The sequence below is a fragment of the Mucilaginibacter aureus genome (genome assembly GCF_053514885.1).
The window spans coordinates 1,422,960-1,445,374 of record NZ_CP170601.1; the positions used below are offsets into that span (position 1 = coordinate 1,422,960).

20 protein-coding genes and 1 tRNA gene are annotated in these 22,415 nt (G+C 41.7%); 11 read left to right on the forward strand and 10 right to left on the reverse strand.

Annotated elements, in window-relative coordinates; genetic code table 11:
* Window positions 1-11: 11 nt before the first annotated feature.
* Window positions 12-1,172, forward strand: coding sequence for a mechanosensitive ion channel family protein (locus ACFGVR_RS06040; RefSeq protein ID WP_448701790.1), 1,161 nt, complete (start codon window positions 12-14; stop codon window positions 1,170-1,172).
* A 55-nt stretch (window positions 1,173-1,227) separates the two neighbouring features.
* Here ACFGVR_RS06040 and ACFGVR_RS06045 read toward each other — a convergent pair whose 3' ends face one another.
* From ACFGVR_RS06045 to ACFGVR_RS06060, 4 genes are all read right to left on the reverse strand, one after another.
* A complete protein-coding gene (locus tag ACFGVR_RS06045) occupies window positions 1,228-2,019 on the reverse strand; it encodes an MlaD family protein (protein WP_448701791.1) in 792 nt (263 codons plus the stop codon).
* A gap of 5 nt (window positions 2,020-2,024) precedes the next feature.
* Window positions 2,025-2,813 (reverse strand): ABC transporter ATP-binding protein, encoded by a 789-nt coding sequence (locus ACFGVR_RS06050; RefSeq protein ID WP_448701792.1) that lies wholly within the window; start codon window positions 2,811-2,813, stop codon window positions 2,025-2,027.
* Window position 2,814: 1 nt separating this feature from the next.
* On the reverse strand, window positions 2,815-3,588 hold the full coding sequence (locus tag ACFGVR_RS06055) for an MlaE family ABC transporter permease (RefSeq protein ID WP_448701793.1): 774 nt from the start codon (window positions 3,586-3,588) through the stop codon (window positions 2,815-2,817).
* A gap of 89 nt (window positions 3,589-3,677) precedes the next feature.
* A complete protein-coding gene (locus ACFGVR_RS06060; protein ID WP_448701794.1) occupies window positions 3,678-4,388 on the reverse strand; it encodes a pirin family protein in 711 nt (236 codons plus the stop codon).
* Between the two features lie 165 nt (window positions 4,389-4,553).
* Between ACFGVR_RS06060 and ACFGVR_RS06065 the strand changes: the two genes are divergently transcribed.
* The 4 genes from ACFGVR_RS06065 (at window position 4,554) to ACFGVR_RS06080 (ending at window position 10,343) form a co-directional block, all read left to right on the forward strand.
* Window positions 4,554-6,434 carry an ABC-F family ATP-binding cassette domain-containing protein gene (locus ACFGVR_RS06065; RefSeq protein WP_448701796.1) on the forward strand — a complete coding sequence of 627 codons (1,881 nt, stop codon included), beginning with the start codon at window positions 4,554-4,556 and terminating at the stop codon, window positions 6,432-6,434.
* Complete coding sequence (locus ACFGVR_RS06070; protein ID WP_448701798.1) at window positions 6,431-6,682, forward strand: CBU_0592 family membrane protein; 252 nt, start codon at window positions 6,431-6,433, stop codon at window positions 6,680-6,682. Before ACFGVR_RS06065 ends, ACFGVR_RS06070 begins: the two co-directional genes overlap by 4 nt.
* Window positions 6,683-6,730: 48 nt before the next feature.
* A complete protein-coding gene (mnmG, locus tag ACFGVR_RS06075; protein WP_448701799.1) occupies window positions 6,731-8,593 on the forward strand; it encodes a tRNA uridine-5-carboxymethylaminomethyl(34) synthesis enzyme MnmG in 1,863 nt (620 codons plus the stop codon).
* Window positions 8,594-8,705: 112 nt separating this feature from the next.
* Window positions 8,706-10,343, forward strand: a complete 1,638-nt coding sequence (locus ACFGVR_RS06080) for an Ig-like domain-containing protein (protein ID WP_448701800.1) — start codon at window positions 8,706-8,708, stop codon at window positions 10,341-10,343.
* Here ACFGVR_RS06080 and ACFGVR_RS06085 read toward each other — a convergent pair.
* The gene (locus ACFGVR_RS06085) at window positions 10,333-10,845 is read right to left on the reverse strand and encodes a gamma carbonic anhydrase family protein (RefSeq protein WP_448701802.1); all 513 of its coding nucleotides are present in this window, start codon (window positions 10,843-10,845) and stop codon (window positions 10,333-10,335) included. The two genes, ACFGVR_RS06080 and ACFGVR_RS06085, sit on opposite strands and share 11 nt — an antisense overlap.
* Before the next feature lie 39 nt (window positions 10,846-10,884).
* On the opposite strand from ACFGVR_RS06085, the gene ACFGVR_RS06090 reads away from it, so the two are divergent.
* A tRNA-Gly gene (locus ACFGVR_RS06090) sits at window positions 10,885-10,957 on the forward strand.
* 9 nt (window positions 10,958-10,966) lie between these two features.
* Here ACFGVR_RS06090 and nadB read toward each other — a convergent pair.
* On the reverse strand, window positions 10,967-12,562 hold the full coding sequence (gene nadB / locus ACFGVR_RS06095) for an L-aspartate oxidase (RefSeq protein WP_448701803.1): 1,596 nt from the start codon (window positions 12,560-12,562) through the stop codon (window positions 10,967-10,969).
* Window positions 12,563-12,970: 408 nt separating this feature from the next.
* Between nadB and nadA the strand changes: the two genes are divergently transcribed.
* From nadA to ACFGVR_RS06120, 5 genes are all read left to right on the forward strand, one after another.
* Window positions 12,971-13,963: a quinolinate synthase NadA gene (gene nadA, locus ACFGVR_RS06100; protein ID WP_448701804.1), complete on the forward strand. Its 993-nt coding sequence runs from the start codon at window positions 12,971-12,973 to the stop codon at window positions 13,961-13,963.
* 107 nt (window positions 13,964-14,070) lie between these two features.
* The gene (gene thiL / locus ACFGVR_RS06105; RefSeq protein ID WP_448701806.1) at window positions 14,071-15,120 is read left to right on the forward strand and encodes a thiamine-phosphate kinase; all 1,050 of its coding nucleotides are present in this window, start codon (window positions 14,071-14,073) and stop codon (window positions 15,118-15,120) included.
* 20 nt (window positions 15,121-15,140) lie between these two features.
* On the forward strand, window positions 15,141-15,974 hold the full coding sequence (locus tag ACFGVR_RS06110) for a hypothetical protein (RefSeq protein ID WP_448701808.1): 834 nt from the start codon (window positions 15,141-15,143) through the stop codon (window positions 15,972-15,974).
* 54 nt (window positions 15,975-16,028) lie between these two features.
* Complete coding sequence (locus tag ACFGVR_RS06115) at window positions 16,029-16,862, forward strand: hypothetical protein (protein WP_448701809.1); 834 nt, start codon at window positions 16,029-16,031, stop codon at window positions 16,860-16,862.
* Between the two features lie 5 nt (window positions 16,863-16,867).
* Window positions 16,868-17,716 carry a hypothetical protein gene (locus tag ACFGVR_RS06120; RefSeq protein WP_448701810.1) on the forward strand — a complete coding sequence of 283 codons (849 nt, stop codon included), beginning with the start codon at window positions 16,868-16,870 and terminating at the stop codon, window positions 17,714-17,716.
* A 5-nt stretch (window positions 17,717-17,721) separates the two neighbouring features.
* Here ACFGVR_RS06120 and rmuC read toward each other — a convergent pair whose 3' ends face one another.
* The 4 genes from rmuC to ACFGVR_RS06140 all read right to left on the reverse strand — a co-directional run bounded on the left by rmuC (window position 17,722) and on the right by ACFGVR_RS06140 (window position 22,362).
* Window positions 17,722-19,062 (reverse strand): DNA recombination protein RmuC, encoded by a 1,341-nt coding sequence (rmuC, locus tag ACFGVR_RS06125; RefSeq protein ID WP_448701811.1) that lies wholly within the window; start codon window positions 19,060-19,062, stop codon window positions 17,722-17,724.
* Window positions 19,063-19,290: 228 nt separating this feature from the next.
* Window positions 19,291-19,779 (reverse strand): gliding motility lipoprotein GldH, encoded by a 489-nt coding sequence (locus ACFGVR_RS06130; RefSeq protein WP_448701812.1) that lies wholly within the window; start codon window positions 19,777-19,779, stop codon window positions 19,291-19,293.
* A 1-nt stretch (window position 19,780) separates the two neighbouring features.
* Window positions 19,781-21,214 carry a PSP1 domain-containing protein gene (locus tag ACFGVR_RS06135; RefSeq protein WP_448701813.1) on the reverse strand — a complete coding sequence of 478 codons (1,434 nt, stop codon included), beginning with the start codon at window positions 21,212-21,214 and terminating at the stop codon, window positions 19,781-19,783.
* A gap of 2 nt (window positions 21,215-21,216) precedes the next feature.
* The gene (locus ACFGVR_RS06140; protein WP_448701814.1) at window positions 21,217-22,362 is read right to left on the reverse strand and encodes a DNA polymerase III subunit; all 1,146 of its coding nucleotides are present in this window, start codon (window positions 22,360-22,362) and stop codon (window positions 21,217-21,219) included.
* Window positions 22,363-22,415 lie beyond the last annotated feature (53 nt).

Below are 22,415 nucleotides of genomic sequence, written 5' to 3' on the forward strand. Positions count from 1 at the left end.
ACTTTTACGATATGAATACTGCATTTTTTAATACATTGTTTTTAGGCAATACTGTAAAGAGCTACATCCTTTTTACAGGCATCCTGTTGCTTTGGCTATGTTTTAAAAAAATATTCTCGCGGCTCATCAGCAAGCTATTATTGTTGTTTTTCGGGCGTTTTGGTAAAGAAGTGAACGCGGCCATATTTGTCGAGCTGTTAATTAAGCCTATACAGTTCTTTATCAGCCTTGATTTGATCTACCTGGCCATTAACCAGTTGAGCTATCCGCTTAATGAAGTTATTTTTGAGCGCAAAACCACGGTTGATAAAGTACAGAAGATAACCAGCATTACCACCATTGAAGTAGTTGATAAGCTATTCCTGCTCATGATGCTGATCTCGTTGTTCTGGATCATTTTACGGCTTATTGATTTTGTTGCTCATGTTTTTGCCTACCGGGCATCGCTAAGCGAATCAAAAGAAGACGACCAACTGGTGCCCTTTGTGAAAGAGCTGGTAAAGATCACCACCATCACCATCGCTTTTTTTGTGATACTGGGTTATGTGTTCGAGATCAATGTGCTTACGCTGATCACCGGCCTGGGTATTGGCGGTATAGCGATAGCCCTGGCCGCAAAAGAAAGTTTAGAGAACCTGTTAGGCTCATTCACCATATTTGTGGATAAGCCTTTTGTAGTTGGCGATTTTGTAAAGGTTAACAGTATTGAAGGCACGGTTGAAAAGGTAGGTTTCCGCAGCACCCGGATCCGCACCGCCGAAAAAAGCCTGGTAACCATGCCCAACAAAAAGATGATCGACACGCCGTTAGAGAACATGACGGTGCGCAATTATCGCCGCATTCGTTTTGACGTGGGCCTTACCTACGATACCCCGGTTGCCGATATTAAGATCATCGCACAAAAGATCACCGATTACATAAATGCGCACGAAAAAACCAATAATGATGCCATTGTCACCTTCGAAAATTTTGGCGCTTCGTCGTTAGATCTGCAGGTATTGTACTATATCGAAATGATGGATTATAACCCGTACTTAAAAATTAAGGAAGAGATCAATTTTAAGATCATCGAAATAGTACAGCAAAACCATGGCGATTTTGCCTTCCCAACGCAAACGGTTATCCATCAGTATGATGAGCCAACCCAGGTTGCAGGCAGCAATAAGGCATAAAAAAGCATCCGGCAAATAATTTACCGGATGCCAAAAAATCAAACAATTAAACGTGTTATCCTTTACCGCCCAGGCCTAAAAAACCCTTGCGTTTTTTCTTAGTTGTATCTACAACTCCATTAGCCTTATTTATCGAGTCTTTTTTTGCTTGTGCCGCTTTTTCTTTCTTTTTAAAGAAGCCTTTTAACAAAAAGTTATGCTGTGCCGCCTTTAAATCTTCATTTAGGGTGCCGGTAGTAGTTTTAACCGAGCTCATGGTATTTTTGGCTTCCTTTACAGTTTTTTCCATATCCTTGGCCATTTTATCGTTATTCAGCAAACGGCCAATGCTGCCCTGTCCGTTATTTACTTTGGCTACTATCTCCGAAAGGTCGCCGGTAATGTTTGAGGCATTGGTAATAATGGTTGTTGCTTTCGCGATGATCTTATCTACATCAACCGGCGGCACAGTTGCCAGCAGTTGGCCGTTTTCGGCAGTGGCGGTTGTGTTCGGCCCGCCCGGACTGATCGTGATCAGCTTGTCGCCAATAAAACCATCGGTACCTATTGATAATTTGGCATCTGTTTTAACAAACTTTTTAACGTTGCTGTTCAACGTCAGGTCAACACGTACTGATGTATCGGTCAAAATGTTGATACCTTGAACAACGCCAACGTTTATCCCCGCAAGGCGTACATTGTTGCCTACCTGCAGGCCGCCAACGTTTTTAAATATGCCGTAAACTCCATATGTTGAGCTAAACAGGTTTTTCTGACTTCCTATTAAAAATATCGCCACAAAAAGGATAACTATACCTATCAGGGTAAATAATCCAATTTTTAGCTTTTGTCCGGTAGTGGTTTTCATGGTATTTATTTAAAAAATGATCTTACAAATTCTTTATCCGATTTTTTGAGTTCGTCAAACGAACCTTCCGCCACAAATAATCCATCGTTCAATACGATCAAACGGTCGGCTATTATTTTGGCGCACTCCATATCGTGTGTAATGATAATGGATGAGGTTTTATATTTTTTCTGCATCTGCAGTATCAGGTCGCTTATTTCGCGCGAGGTAATGGGATCGAGGCCGGTTGTCGGCTCATCGTACAACATGATTTCCGGCTTTACGATCAATGTGCGGGCCAGACCAACGCGTTTGCGCATCCCGCCCGATAGTTCCGATGGCATTTTATCAACGGCCTCTTTCAAACCAACGGCATCCAATATCTCTTCAACACGCTGGTCAAGTTCGCTTTGCTCGTGTATCTTTAACACACGTGTGAGCGGGAATTCAAGGTTTTCCCTCACGGTCATCGAATCATACAGTGCCCCGCTTTGAAACAGGAAACCTACTTTGGTGCGTAATTCTTTCAATTGGGTATCGTCCATTTCCGATACTTCGTCGCCCAACACCTGTACCGTGCCGTCATCCTGCGTAAGCATGCCTACTATACATTTAATGGTTACCGATTTACCCTGACCAGACCGGCCCAATATCACCAGGTTTTCGCCCCGTTTTAGCGTAAGGCTGACATCTTTCAATACATCTTTGGTACCAAAAGTTTTGCGGACATTTTTCATCTCCACAACAACTTCGTTTTTGCTATCAGCCTTTTCCTTTTCGGCAGGCGCTTTTTTCGTTTCTTCTGCGGTGCTCATCTTAGTAAAAAAGTAATTGAGTTACCTGTACGGCAACCACATCCAGAAAAAATATCCATAACGAAGCGCTTACCACCGCCGAGTTTGCAGCGCGGCCCACGCTTTCGGTACCGCTGTTTGAGTTATAGCCTTTGTAGCAGCCTACAAAGCCCACTGCAAAACCAAAAAATATAGTTTTAACAAAAGCCGGCAGTAAATCAGTAAAGCCGATAGAATTAACGCATTTAGCGAAGTATAAGGTCCAGCTGGTATGATCGGCCAGGCTAACGGCCAAAAAGCCACCAAACAGCCCTAAAACATCACCCATTAAGGTTAGTAATGGTATCATTATGGTAGTGGCCAGTATGCGCGTAACTACCAGGTATTGCATGGGGTTGGCACCCGATACGTCCATCGCATCAATTTGCTCGGTAACCTTCATACTGCCCAGCTCGGCGCCAATGCCCGATGATATTTTACCGGCACAGATGATAGCGGTAATTACCGGCCCTATTTCGCGGACTATAGATACGCACACCATTAAAGGCAGCATGCTGCTGGCGCCAAATTTTACCAGCGTTGGCCGCGATTGCAGTGTGAGCACCACGCCCATAATAAACGAAGTGATGCCTACCAGGGTGAACGATCTATAACCTATCTCGTAGCACTGGCGCACAAACTCCGACCATTCAAAGCCTCCCCTGAACACATTTCGAAAAAATGATGTAAAAAAATTGACCTGATCGCCGGTTTCTTCCAGCCAGCGTTTATATCCCGGTACAGCCTCGTCTGCCATATTAATATTTTATTGTCAATATGTTATAACAAACAAAAGGGAGATTGTTTGCAACCTCCCTCACAATTAACTAAAACAAAAATTTTAAATCAGAACATAGGCACTTCGATAATCAGGATCGTTGCTTCTGTTTGAGTGGTTATGGTAAAGCTTTCAGTATCATAAATACCTATCGCATCGCGTGTATTTAAGGTTTTGGCATCAATTTCAACGCTGCCATCAATGATAAATACATAAGCTCCGTTACCGGGATATTGTATTTTGTAATCCACCGCTTTACCGGCATCAAATTTACCCATAGTTAAACGGGCATCCTGGTTTATCCATAAGGTATCTTCGGATTTTTGAGCATCTATCAACGTTGTGAACTCATTTTGCACCATTGCGCCGGTAAAGCTTTTCTGATCGTACCTTGGTGTAATGTTTTCTTCTTTCGGAAAAATCCAGATCTGGAACGAATTGGTTTCTTCTGTTTTTGATGGATTATATTCAGAATGACGTATGCCGGTACCTGCCGACATGATCTGCACTTCGCCGGCTTTAATAATACCAACGTTGCCCATGCTGTCTTTATGTTCCAAAGCACCTTTTGATACGATGGTGATGATCTCCATGTTATCATGCGGGTGTAAACCAAAACCCATTGCTGGTGCTATATAGTCATCGTTCAGCACGCGTAAAGCGCCAAAATGTACCTTTTCAGGATCATAATAGCCTGCAAAGCTGAACGAAAAATTAGCTTTTAACCATCCGATGTCATTATACCCACGCTCATTGGCCGGGTGCAATACTTTTTTCATTGTCTATCCCTTTTTAAATTATATGTTGTAACATACAATTTTTATACCATAATTATTATTTCCGTACTTTTGCACAATTATTTTGGCTTTGTGGCGCTATAGATAAATATCGGGCCGTAAAAAGCAGACTAATTGTCAGTAATACAATAAAATTAAACAAATACAGTGAGTACTTATATTTCAGCAGAAAATCTCGGCCATTCATTTAACGATACCTGGTTGTTTCGCCAGTTAACCTTTGGCATTAACCGCGGCCGCCGTGTGGCCTTGGTTGGCGCTAACGGTGCAGGCAAATCAACCTTATTAAAATTATTAGCCGGCCAGTTTTTACCTGTTGAAGGCAAGGTAGTAAGGAGTAAAGAATTAAAGTTAGGGTACCTGGAACAAGATCCCCAGTTTGCCAAAGATGCCACCATCAGCGATTTTATTTTTCAATCGGATAATATCCAGCAGCAGCTGATACGCCGGTATGAAGAATTACTGGAGGATGACCCTGATAACTATGCTGAAATTGAAAAAGTAACCGAAGAGATCAGTAACAACGATGCCTGGGAATATGAGCATAATATCAAGACCATTTTGGGCCGCCTTGATATTCACCACTTAGAACAGAAGATCGATACCTTATCAGGAGGTCAGAAGAAACGACTGGCTCTGGCACAGTTGCTTATAGCCGATCCGGAAATATATGTTTTAGATGAGCCCACCAACCACCTGGATATCGATACGATAGAATGGCTGGAGAGCTTGCTGACCGAAGGCAACAAAACCATTTTACTGGTTACACACGACAGGTATTTCCTTGATAATGTATGTAATGAAATTATCGAGATTGAGCGTGGTAAGATATTTAACTACAATGGTAAATATGGTTACTACCTCGAAAAGAAAGCCGAGCGCGAAGCTACCGACGTATTGCAGTTTCATAAAAACTCCAACTTATTAAAGAAAGAATTGGAATGGATGCGCAGGCAACCACAGGCACGCGGTACCAAATCACAGTCGCGCATTAATGCCTTTTATGAGTTGGAAGAAAAAACCAAGAATGCTGGTCCGCTTGAAAAAGTTGAACTAAGCATGAAGGCTGCGCGCCAGGGCAACAAGATCATGGAGATCAACCATCTGACCAAAGGTTTCCAGGGAAAAACTTTAATAGAGGATTTTAGCTACACCTTTAAAAAGGGCGATCGTATTGGTTTGGCCGGGAAGAATGGCAGTGGTAAATCAACATATCTGAACATGATCACCGGTTCGTTGCAGCCGGATAGTGGTAAAATAGATAAAGGCGAAACTACGGTGATGGGTTACTTCCATCAGGGGGGTATCACTTTTAAAGAAACCGATCGTGTAATTGACGTGGTTAAAAACGTGGCCGAGTATATTTTAATGGCCGATGGCAAAACCATTACTGCATCACAGTTGCTTACCCAATTTTTGTTCCCTCCTGCTAAACAGCATGGGTTTATATCCAAACTGAGTGGTGGCGAAAAGAAGCGGTTGCAGCTGATGCACATCCTGATGAAGAACCCTAACTTTTTGATACTGGATGAGCCTACCAATGATCTGGATATTGATACGCTTAATGTATTGGAGGATTTTTTAACCAATTACCCTGGCGTGTTGGTATTAGTTACGCACGACAGATATTTGCTTGATAAACTAACCGACCAGTTGTTTATACTGGAAGGCGATGGGAAGGTAAGGATATATAACGGTAATTACTCGTCGTACCGCTTTGAGCAGGAAGAAGCAAAAGCACTCGCTAAAAAGAAAGCGATTGAAGATGCTAAGAAACCGGTACAGGCCGCACCACCGGCTCCTAAGAAAAGCAAGCTCAATTTTAAAGATCAAAAGGAGTTGGAAGAACTTGAAAAACGCATAGCTCATATTGAAGCCGAGATAAAAACCTTTACAGCCGAGCTAAATTCGGGCATAACTAACCATCAAGAGTTGGCGTACCTGGCTGATAAAATATCCGATCTGACAGAAGAGTTGGAAGATAAAACAACCCGTTGGCTGGAGTTAACAGAAATGAGTGAAGCATGAGCACACCCGATATCATAGCAACAACCGGCGTTATTATTCTATTAGTTGCGTTCTTTTTAAATTTAAATAAAAAGGTTTCGGCCAACAGCTACTACTATATTATCAGCAACATAGTTGGTGCGGGGCTTTGCTGCTTCTCGTCTTACCTCATCCGTTTTTACCCTTTTGTAATTTTGGAGGCAATATGGGCGAGTGTTGCTTTAGTGTCATTGTTTAAGAATGTTCCACGTGGAACATCGGGCGAGTAAGTATATTAATTAATTTTGCATGTTCCACGTGGAACATATCAGATAAAGATGTTTAAAAAGTATAATGTAATTGTAGTAGGCGCCGGCCATGCCGGATGTGAGGCAGCGGCAGCAGCAGCTAACCTTGGCTCGAGTGTATTACTGATCACCATGAATATGGAGACCATTGCACAAATGAGTTGTAACCCTGCTATGGGCGGTGTAGCCAAAGGGCAAATTGTGCGTGAGATAGATGCTTTAGGTGGTTACTCGGGTATTATATCCGATAAAACAAGTATCCAATTCAGGATGCTCAATCGCTCAAAAGGCCCTGCCATGTGGAGCCCGCGTACACAAAATGATCGTAAACGATTTGCTGAAGAATGGCGCTTGGCGTTAGAACGTACACCAAACGTTGACTTTTGGCAGGATATGGTGAGTTCACTCATCATCAAAAACAATAAGGTTTGCGGTGTTAAAACATCCATAGGTGTAGAAATTGAAGCTGATGCTGTTGTACTAACTAACGGTACCTTTTTAAACGGCGTTATCCATATCGGCGAAAAGAAAATGGGTGGCGGCCGTACTGCTGAAAAAGCTGCTACAGGTATTACCGAACAATTGGTTAGTTTAGGTTTTGAAGCCGGGAGGATGAAAACCGGTACCCCTCCCCGCGTTGACGGACGTTCGTTAAACTACAGTTTGATGGAAGAACAATGGGGTGACGAAGAGCGTGGGCGCTTCTCTTTTACCGACGTTGAATTAAAACAAGAGCAACGTTGTTGTTGGATAACGTATACCAATAGCTCCGTGCACGAAACTTTAAAAGAAGGCTTTGAACGCTCGCCAATGTTTACCGGCCGCATTAAAGGACTTGGCCCAAGGTACTGCCCATCCATAGAAGATAAGATAAACCGCTTTGCTGAGCGTGATCGTCATCAGATATTTGTTGAACCTGAGGGTTGGAACACTTGTGAGATCTATGTTAACGGCTTCTCTACATCTCTACCAGAGGATGTACAATATAAAGCATTGACTAAAATACCGGGTTTTGAAAACGCCAAAATGTTCCGCCCGGGATATGCCATCGAGTACGATTTCTTCCCACCTATCCAGTTAACTTTAACTTTAGAAACTAAACTGATCTCAAACCTGTTTTTTGCCGGTCAGATAAACGGTACCACCGGTTACGAGGAAGCCGCATCGCAGGGATTAATTGCCGGTATCAATGCACACCAAAAGGTTAACGACAAGCATGAATTGATCATGAAAAGATCAGACTCGTACATCGGTGTGTTGATAGATGACCTGGTTACTAAAGGTACCGAAGAACCTTACCGCATGTTTACCTCACGTGCTGAACACAGGCTTTTACTACGCCAGGATAATGCCGATATCAGGTTAAGTCCGATTGGCCATGAGTTAGGTTTGATCAGCAATGAGCGCTTAGCGAAAGTTAGCAAGAAGGTAAAAGATAGCGACGACATTGTAAAGTTCACCCGCGAGAAAAGCATCGGCATGAGCGAAGTAAATAGTTTATTAGAACAGCTGGATACTACCCCGGTAGCACAAAACGTTAAACTTTTTAATTTATTGAGCAGGCCACAGGTTGGTTTTAATGATCTGCGCAAAGCAGATACTGCGCTAAACGAATTACTGGATAGCTACAATAAAGAAACCATTGAGCAAGCTGAGATTAAAATTAAATACGAAGCTTACTTTGAAAAGGAAATGGAAATTGTAGATAAGATGAAGAAGATGGAAGACAAAGAGATCAATCCTGAGTTCAACTATCATCAACTGGTTTCGCTGTCAAAAGAAGCGCGCGAAAAATTGATGCGGATCAAACCACGAACTTTAGGCCAGGCATCGCGCATTTCGGGAGTTTCACCATCGGATATATCGGTTCTCATGATCCATGTGTCAAAATAGTACTTAAATGATTGATTATCAACAAATTATAAAATATCGTTTTATAGCGTAGATTTCAAATTTTTAATATCAAACTTCATTAAAAGCAAAAAATAGTTTATAGAGCCTAAAAATGACCTTAAATCAAAAATCCCTGTTTTTACTTCAAATTTTTATTGGCTTTATAGCAATTTCGGTAATTTTTAGCTGCGCCAACATACAAAGACCCATGGGCGGCCCGCGTGATAAGACTCCGCCCAAATTATTAAAGGCGACACCGCTCAACCCTACCCGTAATTTTAATGCGAAGATTATTCAGCTCGACTTTGATGAATATTTTAAACTGACCAACACTTACCAGGAAATCACGGTTAGCCCTGACATGACGAAACTACCGGAGTACCAGATCAAAAATAAAAGCCTCCTCGTTAAACTAAGAGATACCCTCCAAAAGAACACCACCTATGTAATCAATTTTGGCAAAGCCATTGCCGACGTTAACGAAGGAAATATTCTAAAAAACTTCACCTACGTTTTTTCGACGGGCCCGACCATCGACTCGTTACGATTGACGGGCAATGTAAAAAATGTACAAACACAAGCCGTAGAAAAAGATGTTACCGTTATGCTTTTCCCCCTCCGTCAGGACACTTCATGGGGTAAACATAAACCTGCCATTTATACCACAACTGATACCGCAGGTAATTTTAGCTTGAGCAATTTAAAGGCAGGCGACTACAAGATATACGCGCTGATGGAAAAAGCGCCAAACAAGATCTATGATAATGATGAAGAGTTGGTGGCCTTTAAGAAAAATACCATCCACTTAACCAAAGATACAGCAAATCTGCAGCTCACCTTATTCAGGCAGATCCCACCAAGGCTGCGCCCGATCGAAAGAAAAATAGACAATGATGGAAAGCTCTATTTTACATTTAATAAGCCTTTGCTTAACCCGGGCGTACGAATATTGGACCCTAAATTAGATGCTCAAAAAATAGTTGATTTTAGCCCTACCGCTGATACTGCCATGATCTATTTAAAGGATATGACCTTCGACTCGGTTAAAGTATCGTTTTTGGATAAGGACAAACCATTGGATACCTTAACCTTAAAACGTAGTAAAAGGGATAGTTACAAGCGAACTATCGCTTTACAATACAATAGTAGTTTCGACAAATTAAAGCCCGGTACCGATTTAACCTTTACCGCCAATTATCCTATTGAATCGATCGATCTTTCACGTATTATCATGATGGAAGATAGCAATGAAGTTAATGACTATACTTTAGTACGTGATCCTTCAAATCTTAAAAAATTCTCTCTAAAATATCGGTTGCGGCAAAATAGAAATTATACCTTAGTATTTAATATCGGGACATTTACAGATATTTATGGTGACCGGAATGTTGCTATCAAAAAGCAATTCAGTGTTGATAAAACTGAAAATTATAGCAAACTTACCTTAAATATAAGTGTGCCCGACAGCAGCAAAAACTATATTGTACAATTGTTGACACCAGATAACCAGGTGTTGCGGAACGATATCATTACTAAAAGTACAGCCGTAGATTATAACGGCTTCCCCACCGGCAAATACAAAGTACGTGTAATTTATGATGAAAACCGGAATGGTAAGTGGGATACCGGTAATCTTAAAGAAAAAACACAACCCGAAAATATCTGGATATATAAGCCGGTGATCACGTTACGTTCGAACTGGGAAGTTGAAGAAGCAGTTGATATTCCTAAAGAAATACCTAATCCGTAAACCAACCCGAATACATGATGTAATTGTTGGGAAGCTTTTTTAACATTTCACGCTGCTCATCAGTAATGGGTTTGATCTTTTTTGCCGGAGTACCTGCATACAGGTATCCCGATTCGCATACAGTATTCTCTAATACTACAGATCCGGCTCCAATGATCACAAATTGCTGCACATCAGCATGATCCATTACAATGGCACCCATACCTATTAAAACATGATCATGTAGCGTACAGCCATGTACCAATGCATTGTGGCCTATTGATACATTATTACCAATAGTTGTCGCAGCGCGCAGATAAGTAGCATGTATTACAGCACCATCCTGGATGTTGGTGTTATTACCTATCTTAATATAATTTACATCTCCGCGGATAACAGCATTAAACCAAACAGAGCAATTATCGCCCATGGTCACATCACCTACAATGGTTGCATTTTCGGCAATAAAGCAATCGTTTCCCCAGGCGGGATTTTTATCTTTAACAGGCAGTATTAATGGCATTGTATTATAATTATTTTATAATTTAGTATCGTCAAATAAGCGGGAATAGCTCAGCTGGTAGAGCATCAGTTTCCCAAACTGAAGGCCGCGGGTTCGAATCCCGTTTCCCGCTCTTTAACTTCTATCTCAACACAGTATCTTCAATGTGTTCCTGATGTTCCGGGTAATCTGTAGTATAATGTAATCCACGACTTTCCTTCCGCATCATCGCTGATTTGATCACAATATAAGATACCTGGATCAAGTTTCTTAGCTCACAAAGTTTAACCGACAGCTTTGTTTTCTTGTAAAACTCTTCTGTTTCTTCGTATAGTAAACCTAAGCGGCGCATGGCACGTTCCAACCTAAAATCAGATCTTACTATACCCACATAATCATTCATTACCTTTTGCATTTCGCGAACGTTGTGCGTAACCAGGATATCTTCATTTGAAAGCTGTACGCCTTTCTCATCCCAATCGGGTATATTATCCGGTATTACATTGTGCTCATATTGCTTGATCGCATCTTCGTAAATACGGTGTGCAAAAACTAAAGCCTCTAATAATGAGTTGGAGGCCAGTCGATTAGCACCGTGTAAACCTGTTGATGAAGTTTCGCCGCAGGCATATAAACGTATAATTGACGAACGACCGGCATCATCAACCATTACACCGCCACACATATAATGGCAGGCCGGTGAAACCGGTATCATATCTTTGGTCATATCGATACCGATATCTAAACATTTAGCGTAGATATTAGGGAAATGAGCCAGTATATCTGATTTACTACGATGACGAATATCCAGGTAAACAAAATCCTCCCCCGATTTTTTCATTTCCGCATCTATAGCACGGGCAACAATATCTCGGGGAGCTAACGATTTACGTTCGTCATACTCTTGCATAAACTCCTCGCCATTTCTACGTTTCAACACGCCACCAAAGCCGCGCACTGCTTCTGATATTAAAAATGAAGGATAGTCACCAGGATTATATAGCGCTGTAGGATGAAACTGGATAAACTCCATATTACGCACTTTACCTTTTGCACGATAAACCATCGCCACACCATCGCCGGTTGCTATAGTAGGATTAGTAGTAATACTATAAATATGACCGGCACCGCCTGAGGCCATTACTGTAACTTTAGAAAGTATCTTCTCGACTGTGTTAGTCTCGGTATTAAAGGCATAAATACCGTAGCAGGTAATATCGGTTGATGATTTATCTACAAAATCGCCCAGATGATGCTGGGTGATCAGATCAACCGCAAAAAAATGGGTCAATATCTCAATGTTCGGGTTCTCATGGATCTGTTCCAAAAGTGCGCGTTCAATCTCAAACCCTGTAATATCTTTATAATGTAATACCCTAAATTCGGAGTGTCCCCCCTCTTTTGCCAGGTCGAACAAGCCCTGATTAGTTTTATCAAAGTTGGTTCCGTAATCAATAATCTCCTGAATCCGTTCAGGTCCTTCTTTAACTACAATCTCTACTACGTGCTTATCGCACAAACCGTCGCCGGCAATTAAGGTGTCTTCAATGTGCTTTTCGAAGGAATCTTCTTCTTTATCCACAACCACAGCAACACCGCCTTGTGCATATTTTGTGTTCGATTCATCCTCATTTGATTTTGTAACTATCAGTACTTTACCATGTTTTGCTGCTTTTAGTGCAAAACTTAAACCAGCAATTCCTGAACCTATTACCAGGAAATCAACATTTCTGTTCATGTATTATCAGTAAAATGTATAAAAAAATCCGTTGTGTTAATAACACCCCATAAAGATGTTAATTTTGCGTCTGTAAAAAAGTGATAAATTTTAAAATAGTTAATAACTACCTTTTGCTGACAAAAATTTAGAAACTTGTCATCAAATTGTAAGCCGGTTTTAAGAGGATACAAACATTTTTAAACAGAAGTATTAATTAACATAAAAGTTTTTAATTTTTTATTTGTTAAATGAAGTGTTCAGTAAATCAGTAAGATAAGATTAACCGAATATGAATTAAATGTTAATAAATTATTATAAACAACTTTTTCAAGTTTTTGTATCACTACTTTTAAACAAAACTAACACACTAACAAGTAATAGCTTTTTTTATATTAAAAATAATTGTAATTTATTGTAGCGTTGATAATGGATACATTTGAAGAAATAAGCGTTAAAGGATTTGTGGACGAAAAAATTGATCCGACACTTGATCTGTTCGAGGAAATAGAAAAGTTAAAAAAAGAAAAGAATGCCGTTATACTTGCGCACTATTACCAGGAACCTGATATACAGGATATTGCCGATTATATTGGCGATAGTTTGGGACTATCGCAGCAAGCAGCAAAAACCGATGCCGATATTATTGTTTTTGCAGGCGTGCATTTTATGGCCGAAACAGCCAAGATCTTATCGCCTACAAAAAAGGTTTTGTTACCCGACGCCAAGGCTGGCTGCAGTTTAGCCGACAGCTGCCCGCCGCATTTGTTTAAAAAGTTTAAAGAGCAGCACCCGGATCACCTGGTGATCACTTATGTAAACTGTACGGCCGAGTTAAAGGCGATGAGCGATATTGTTTGTACATCGAGTAATGCGGTGCAGATTGTGGAAAGTTTGCCTAAAGAGCAAAAGATCATCTTCGGTCCCGATAAAAACCTGGGCAGATATGTGATGAAAAAAACAGGCCGGGATATGGTGTTATGGAACGGCGCCTGTATGGTGCACGAGATATTTTCGCGGGAGAAGATAACACGTTTAAAAGAACGTCATCCACAGGCTAAGTTACTGGCGCATCCGGAATGCGAAGATATTATTTTGGAAATGGCCGATTACATCGGATCGACCACAGGATTGTTGAAATATAGTTCTAATCATCCTGATAAAGAATTTATTGTAGCAACAGAATCGGGTATTATACACCAGATGCAAAAGGAAAACCCGGGTAAAACATTTATACCGGCGCCACCAAACAACAATTGCGCCTGTAATGATTGCCCGCACATGAAACGCAATACTTTAGAGAAACTATACCTGTGCATGAAAAACGAACAGCCTGAAATATTTGTACCGGCTGATATAATTGAAAAAGCGGTAAAACCGATAGAGCGGATGCTGGAAATATCAGCACAATTAGGTCTTTGATAGCTGATTTAGTTTTGATTACGGTGATTTCGCTGATCTTTGCCGAATAATCCTTTTTATATTTTTTAATCAGCGAAATCATATAATCATTAAAAATCAACGGTCAGATGTTCGATAATAAAGAAAAAACGGATATAGCGCATTTAGGTGAATTTGGTTTGATAGATCATTTGACCAAAAACATTAAACTTACTCAAAAAACTACGGTTAAAGGTGTTGGTGATGATGCTGCTGTTTTAAATTTTAAAGATAAACAGGTATTGGTATCAACCGATATGCTGCTGGAAGGGATCCATTTTGACCTGGCTTATACCCCATTAAAACATTTGGGTTATAAGGCTATCCAGGTTAACCTGAGCGATATTTATGCGATGAATGCCACGCCGACACAGGTTACGGTATCGCTGGGTTTTTCGAGTAAATTTCCGCTGGAAGCTGTTGAAGAGCTGTACGATGGGATGCTATTGGCTTGCGATAAATATGAAATTGACCTGGTTGGCGGCGATACTACTTCATCAAAACAAGGTTTGGTAATTAGTGTAACCAGTATTGGTTATGCCGATGAAAAAGAAGTGGTATATCGTCATACTGCTTACGAAGGTGACTTGATCTGCGTATCGGGTGATTTGGGTGGCGCTTATACCGGTCTGCAATTATTAGAACGCGAAAAATTGGTTTTTTTAGAAAATCCGAATATTCAGCCCGACCTGGAAGGTAAAGATTATATTGTTGAACGCCAGTTAAAACCAGAAGCGCGCAAAGATATTATAGACCTGTTGAAAAAAATAAAAGTAATACCAACGGCTATGATCGATGTATCGGACGGATTGGCATCAGAGGTTTTGCACATTTGTAAAAAAAGCAATAAAGGTTGTAATATTTACGAGGAAAAAATCCCGATAGACCCGATGACGTATGATACCGCCCGTGAGTTTAACCTCGACCCCACTGTTTGCGCATTAAGCGGCGGCGAAGATTATGAATTACTGTTTACCGTTAAGCAGGCTGATTACGATAAAATTAAACATGATGTTGATATCAGCATTATTGGCCACATAACCGAAGCTTCGGCAGGATGCAACCTGGTGAGTAAGAGTGGTAATGTGCATCCGCTTAAAGCACAGGGCTGGAACGCTTTTAGTCCCCCGGCCCCCTGAAGGGTAAGTTATTTATCCTGATGAAAAAGGCAAATCTTATATTTATTTTTCTTTTTGCTTTCGCAGATGTTTTTGCCCAGCAGGGAGTGATCTTTAAAATGAGGTATTTGCCCGACTTAACTTATACCTGTACGCAAACTATCAATTCGCTTACGCAGATAGATTTTACGGGTGATAAAACCGAACTTGAAAAATTGCCGGTAATGCAGTTACCTATAGTGCTTCAGAACAAAAATAGCCTTAAATATACCTTAAAAACCGGAAAGCCTGATTTTCAAAAAAATTTTTCGGGCATAGTTCAATACCTTTATGCAAGCACCAAACAGCTGATGAATGGAGAAGAAATTGCAGGGGTGGACTCTTTAAAAGGAAAAAATTTTGCGGGGATTTTTTTGAATAATGTTTTTCGCCTGGATGATGTTAAAAATGCGCAAATACCCGATAGCTTAAGAAATTTAGTTTCCGGTATGATTAATTCGGTGCAAATTATTTTTCCTGACAAGGCGCTAAAACCAGGAGACAGCTTTACCCAGGATGTGCCAATGCAAATGCCTGTATCTGGTAAGCCCGTAACCGTAAACACACGCGTTGTTTATAAACTGATCAGTACCAAAAATAACGGGGCATTTTTTGACGTAACGCAAACAGCTGTTTTTAAAACACATACCGACAATGGCGATATGGAAATAACCGGTACCGGAGATGGGCATATTTTTTATGATATGCAACATCATTTTTTTAGGTTGTACCAAAACACGTTGACCCTTAAATTTACTATACCAACGGGTAAATTAACCATGAGCGGCACATCGACTATCTTATCGGCCTATCAAACAGAGATCAGCACCCAATAACAAGTTTTATTTGTAATTATATTTCCATAAGTTTAGTAAGTAAAAAAAACTCACATGAAAAAAATATTTGCAATTTCCGCAGTACTGCTCACAGCGGTATTATCTGCTAAAGCGCAGAAAGAAGTGCTGTTTAAAATGAAAACCCTGCCTGATCATCAGTACTCATTAAACATGAAAATGAACATGGATATGAATATGGAGGGCGCCCCCCAGGGCGCAAATGGTGCGCCGCAAAAAATGCAGATGGAGATGGGTATGAAAATGGAAATGAAAACAGGGCGTGTTAATAGTAAAAAGGAATTTCCGATCAGCATGGATATGGAGATGTCGCCTTCAACCATGACCGTTAATGGTAAAACAACACCGATACCCAATGCTGCTGTTAATGCTATGCCCACCATGTACGGAAAATGCACTTTGGATGGTTGGCCGCACATAGATTCGATATCAGGTAAAACTATGACCGATTCGATGAAAACGGCGATGAATACAATGATGGAAGGTTTTCAAAGCCAACTCAAATTCCCGGATAAGCCCATGAAAATAGGAGAAACATTTGTGCAAAATATGCCTTTCAACATACCAATAATGGGCGCAGGTATGAAATCAGATTTAAAAGTAACGTATAAACTAATTTCGATATCAGGAGGTAAGGCCAATTTTGATACTAATTATACGATGGATATTGATATGGCAGCCAATAAAAGTATGCCGGCCGCAATGCACATGACCGGTGGAGGCAACGGCACAATGGAGTATGATATTGCAGTTAATTATCCAACGCATTATATACAAAATATGGATATGAACATGACTATGCCTGCTGGTGGTAAAGACATGACCATGAAGATGAAAATGAAGATGGATATGCAAACTGTGGTGAAATAGGGATAATGAAGAAAATATTTCTTTTAACCGCGTTTTGTGCAATGGTGGTTCAGCTAAAGGCGCAAAACGCGGTTTTATTTAAAATAAAATATCTGCCTAACCATACCTATTTAGCAACCACCAAAATGGGTATGAATATTGAAATGGATTATGATGCGGATTCGGTTACGCTAAAGCAGATAAAGGCCAGCGGCGCTAAACTGCCGATGTTAATGAGCGTGCAGACGGATATGCGGTCGGACTTGAAAACGCGTAATTATAACCTGAATAAAGAGGTGCCGTTTACCATGGTGATCGCTCAAAGCAAACCTGTGCTTACCATAAACGGAAGTTTGGCGCCGGTTCCGGATGAAGCCTCGAGCCAGACCGTGTATGGCCGGTACAGCCCTGGCGGAAAAGTGACGGTTGAAGGAGTGCAGGATAAAAAACTGACAGATTCGGTAAAAAGTGGGGTTATGGGGCTGATCGACAATATACAGGCCAATGTTGAGTTTCCGAAATTTCCCATTAAAGTTGGCGACAGCTTTGCGCAGGAAACGGATATGGCGGTACCCATACCCGGTTTTGATGCCCGGATGACCATGAAAATAACCTACAAGCTGATATCGGTAACCAATGGCAAGGCACATTTTAATATGGATTTTGTAACCACCATTGATAAAAAAAGCGGGGCTACCGGCATGAAAATGGAAGGCACCGGAAAAGGGGGCTTTATTTTTAATATAGGCACCAACTATGCCGAAAGCATGAATGAAACCATTAACATGACCTATGTACGGCCAATGCCCCAGCAAAAGGTGAGCATGAAAGGTACCGTACAAATGGTGATGGAACAGCAGGTAACGATCAAATAAAAAGGCTATTCGACCTCGTTTATGGCGATATATTTCTGATCGATCTGCTTATCCGCTTTAGCGCCTAACTTTTTGATCTTATCGGCGGTAACAACAAGGTTGCCCCTGCCGGTTGAAAGTTTGTTTACCGCTTTATCGTAATTATCCTGCGTTTGTTTAATGTTTTTACCGATGCCCTCCATATCGGCAATAAAGCCATAAAACTTATCGTACATTTCGCCGCTAAGACGGGCAATCTCTAATACGTTGCGGTTTTGGCGCTCTTGTTTCCACATGCTGGCAATGGTGCGCAGGGTTGCCAGTAAGGTAGACGGACTAACAATAACCACGCGCTTATCCCAGGCGTAGTTAAATATTTCGCTATCCAGTTGTACGGCTATGCTGAATGAAGATTCGATAGGCACGAACAGCAATACAAAATCGGGCGAGTTGATCTGGTACAGATCGTGATAGCGTTTGGATGACAGGGAGGTAATATGGTTACGCAATGATTCGACATGCGCCTTAGCGAAAAGCTTACGCTCCTCTTCGGTTTCGCAATTAACCAAACGCTCGTAGGCAATCAATGAAACTTTTGAATCGATAACCAGATGCTTATCATCAGGGAGATCGATGATCACATCGGGCTGGTAACGGCTGCCGTCGGCAGTTTGCATACTGGCCTGGATACGGTACTCGCGGTCGCGGATCAGTCCCGAGTTTTCCAATACCTTTTCCAGGATCACTTCGCCCCAGTTACCCTGCCTTTTATTATCGCCTTTAAGGGCCTTGGTTAAATTATTGGCTTCGTCGCTTATCTGTTTGTTCAAATCCATTAATTGTGTGATGACGCCCTTTAAAATATTGCGCTCGTCGGCCTCAACCTTGTATACTTTGTCCACCTTATCTTCAAAATCCTTCAGCTTTTCTTTAAAGGGGTTTAATATCACATCCATATTGACGCGGTTATGCTCGGTAAATTTTGCCGATTTTTCGTCGAGCAGCTTATTGGCGATGTTTTCAAACTCGAGCTTAAATTTTTGCTGTACCTGCTGCACGTAAACATCCTGTTCGGCCAGGCGCTCGCGCTGTGCTTTTAAAGCTTCTTCGGCTTTGATGGATAGATTTTTTTCGGCAAGCAATTGCTGGTTTAAAGTTGCCAGTCCGGCTTCTAAACGTAAACGTTCGTTATACAATTGCTGGGCTATATTATCCCTTTCGGCTATCAGCCCTACAACCTGTTGCTCGGCTTTAGCCAGTTTTATTTTGAGGTCATCGGTTTGGGTACTTGCGCCGGGACGCTTTAAAAATAAAACGATAGCGATGATGAGAATAACTACGGGAGCCCCTAAAATTATAATCTCCATGATAAAATTTTTAGTAAAACAAATTTATAAAAATTAGTAATACTAAAAAAATTATGAATTAGATTTATATATTATTGCAGGGTACGAAGAATCGCACGGAGAAAGACAAACTTGCACAGCCGTTCTGTATAGCAAGAGATTATGAATAGACCTAATTGTTTTTAATGGTATTCATGAACCCTCTGTGGTCGCTTTCAGCGCGCTCTTCCTCGCAATGAAAAAAGGAGATTATTGAACTCTTTCCACCCGCAATCCCACATCGCTCACTTCGTGTAGTGGGTTATCGCGCATGTTTTGCTCCAACTCGATGCGGTAAATACCCTTTGCAGGGAATGTATACCTGGCTTCGAACGGCATTTGGTAGCTGTATAAGTTACCGGTACCCTGCCCAAGCCATTCGCCGTCGGGATTGGCCAGCTTAAACTCCACGCGCTCGGTTTTTGTTTTTTTATCGGGACCGGTTTGATGTATGAGTACGAAGATATTGGAGTATCTGTAGTTTGGCGTTACGCGTAAATTTAAAAACAGGTTGTATTTAGCACCGGCATCATCAATAGTGAAATTGACACGGATCTTGTTCACGTATGACCAGTTGAGATCATAAATGGAAATATTCTGATCGATAACGGTATTTTTATCCGGCCGCACGCAACTGCTAAAAGATAACAGCGCGGTTGCCATCAGCAATAAAATATAGCCTTTTAAGCCTGTCTTCATTTTACTCGCCGCCTTTATTGGGGTTACGATTCTGATCACTATTGCCGCCGCCCTTGCCGTTACGGTTTGGCCTGTGGCGATGCTTGTTGCGTTTGTTGTTGCCGCCGGCATTACCTTCCGGTTTTGCAGCATCGGTTTGGTTTGCTACCGGCGCCGTACCCGGGTTTTGCACCATAATAGGTTGCGGCCTTGGGCCACGCTGATTTTGGTTGTTATTGCCGGCCCCCCGTGGTTGCTGATTTTGGTTGTTATTACCACCGCTGCGTGGTTCCTGTTGCGGGTTTTGGTTATTGCCACCACGGTTTTTATTGCGGTTACGGTTGTTGTTATTCCTGTTTTTATTGCGTTCATCCAGGCGGGTCAAACTGTCCTGGCCAACCACGTTCTCATAATCCAGTACCTTGGCGGTGATCTTGTTTTCCAACTCAGCCATTTCGCCCAGATCCGGAGGTATCACACCATCCCTGTTTTGTTTTTGGATCTCTTTAACTCGGTCGATCTCTACCGGTACCCAGGTATCATCCTTAGGGTAGCTAAACCACATCAATTTTTTAAAGATGTCGGTTTTTTGCAGCTTAGCGTCACCTTTTTCGGTTTTAAGGTAGTTTACGTTATCGGGGATGTGTTTTAGCGCATCCATGTACGTATCCAGCTCGTAGTTCAAGCAGCATTTTAATTTACCACACTGACCGGCCAGTTTAAGCGTATTTAAGCTTAGGTTTTGATATCGCGCAGCAGCGGTTGAAACGGTTTTAAAATCGGTTAACCAGGTTGAGCAGCATAGCTCTCGCCCGCAACTGCCTATCCCGCCCAGGCGGCTTGCTTCCTGGCGCATCCCTATCTGGCGCATCTCGATGCGGATACGGAAAGCTTCGGCCATTTTTTTGATCAGCTCCCGAAAATCCACGCGGCCTTCGGCCGTATAATAAAAAGTGGCCTTGGTTTTATCGCCCTGGTAATCCACGTCGCTAAGCTTCATTTGAAGGCCAAGCTCAAGTGCCAATGTACGGGCCTTATGCATGGTTTGCCATTCCAGGTCTTTGGCGGCTTTCCATTTATCTACGTCGGCCGAGGTAGCTTTACGATAGATCTTTTTAACCACATCGGCCTCGTTAACGTGGCGCTTGGTCATTTGCATACGCACCAGTTCGCCGGTTATTGAGATATGGCCAACATCAAAACCACCGGTAGTAGTTTCAACAGCAACCAGCTCGCCAAGCTCCAGGTAAAGGTTCTCGGTATTAACAAAAAACTCCTTGCGTGATCCTTTGAACTTTACTTCGACAACCTGAAAAGGCTTATAATTTGTCGGCTTATCCATGTTGGACAGCCAATCGTAAACATCTAATTTGCTGCACCCATTGGTAAGGCACGAGCCATTACTTTTACAGCCTGCAGGCGCACATCCGCCTGTTGAGCAACTTCCACATCCCATATTTAGATCGGTATATATTGATTCCCTTGCGGGATTATTTTAAAATGTAACACGCTAATAATTTGTAAAGATACATCTAAAAATAAAATTTTCGGATTCGCATTTCTTTCCACATGATAATGTGCCTTTTCGAGCAGGTTACTAATGGCTTCGGCTATGGGCAAAGTCATTACTTTGGTCATTTTTTGAGCGGTATCCAGCTCGTTTGCCGGCAGGTGCACCAGGTTACCGGCACCAACAATGATCATGCAGATCTCGCGGATATAGCTGATGCCGTAGCGCATAAAATTTTTTTGATTTTCGCGGCCCATCTTAGCCAAAACATCCACAAAGTTCATCACCTCGATGCCTTTATTGCTAAAACACATGCGCAGCCACTTGATGAGTATCTCGTGATAGTTGCTGTCATCGGTACCCAGCATCGCCAGGGCTTCGGTTAAGTTACCGTTGCTTAAAAAAGCGATCTCGGCGGCAGCGTGCTCGGTTTGGTGATGCTCGTCTATCAGATATTGTTTAACCACTTTATCGTTTAAGCAAGGTATTTTAACCAGTTGCGTACGCGATAAAATGGTGTTCAGTATCTGGTCCTGGTTTTGAGCCACCAACAGGAACAACGTATTGGGCTGCGGCTCTTCAATGATCTTTAACAAGGCATTTCCCGATTTATCGAGATACTCGGGTAACCAAAGGATCAGGATCTTGTATTGCGATTCGAATGGTTTTAGGCTCAGTTTTTTGATGATCTGGTGGCACTCGGCAATATTGATATTGGCTTGTTTGTTTTCGGCATCCAAATAATTACGCCAGATATCGAGGCTTAAATACGGATGTTTTAATAGGGCATCGCGCCACTCTTCGATAAAGGCAAGCGCTGTATCATCCTTATGTTTGGCAAAAAACGGGTACGAAAAGTGCAGATCGGGATGAACCAGTTTTTGGTATTTGCGGCATGACGAGCATTCGCCGCATGAATCGTCGGCTTTGCGGTTTTCACAGCTTAAATATTGCGCGTATGCAACGGCCAACGCCAAACCACCAGAGCCCTCGGGACCTAAAAATAGCTGCGCATGGCTAACCCGGTTATCTTTCACCGTGTTAATTAACCGTTGTTTAATATCGTGCTGGCCAATTATAGTACTAAACTGCATTGGTGCAAAATACTGAATTAGTATTGAGATATGCGTATTGCGTATTGCGATTT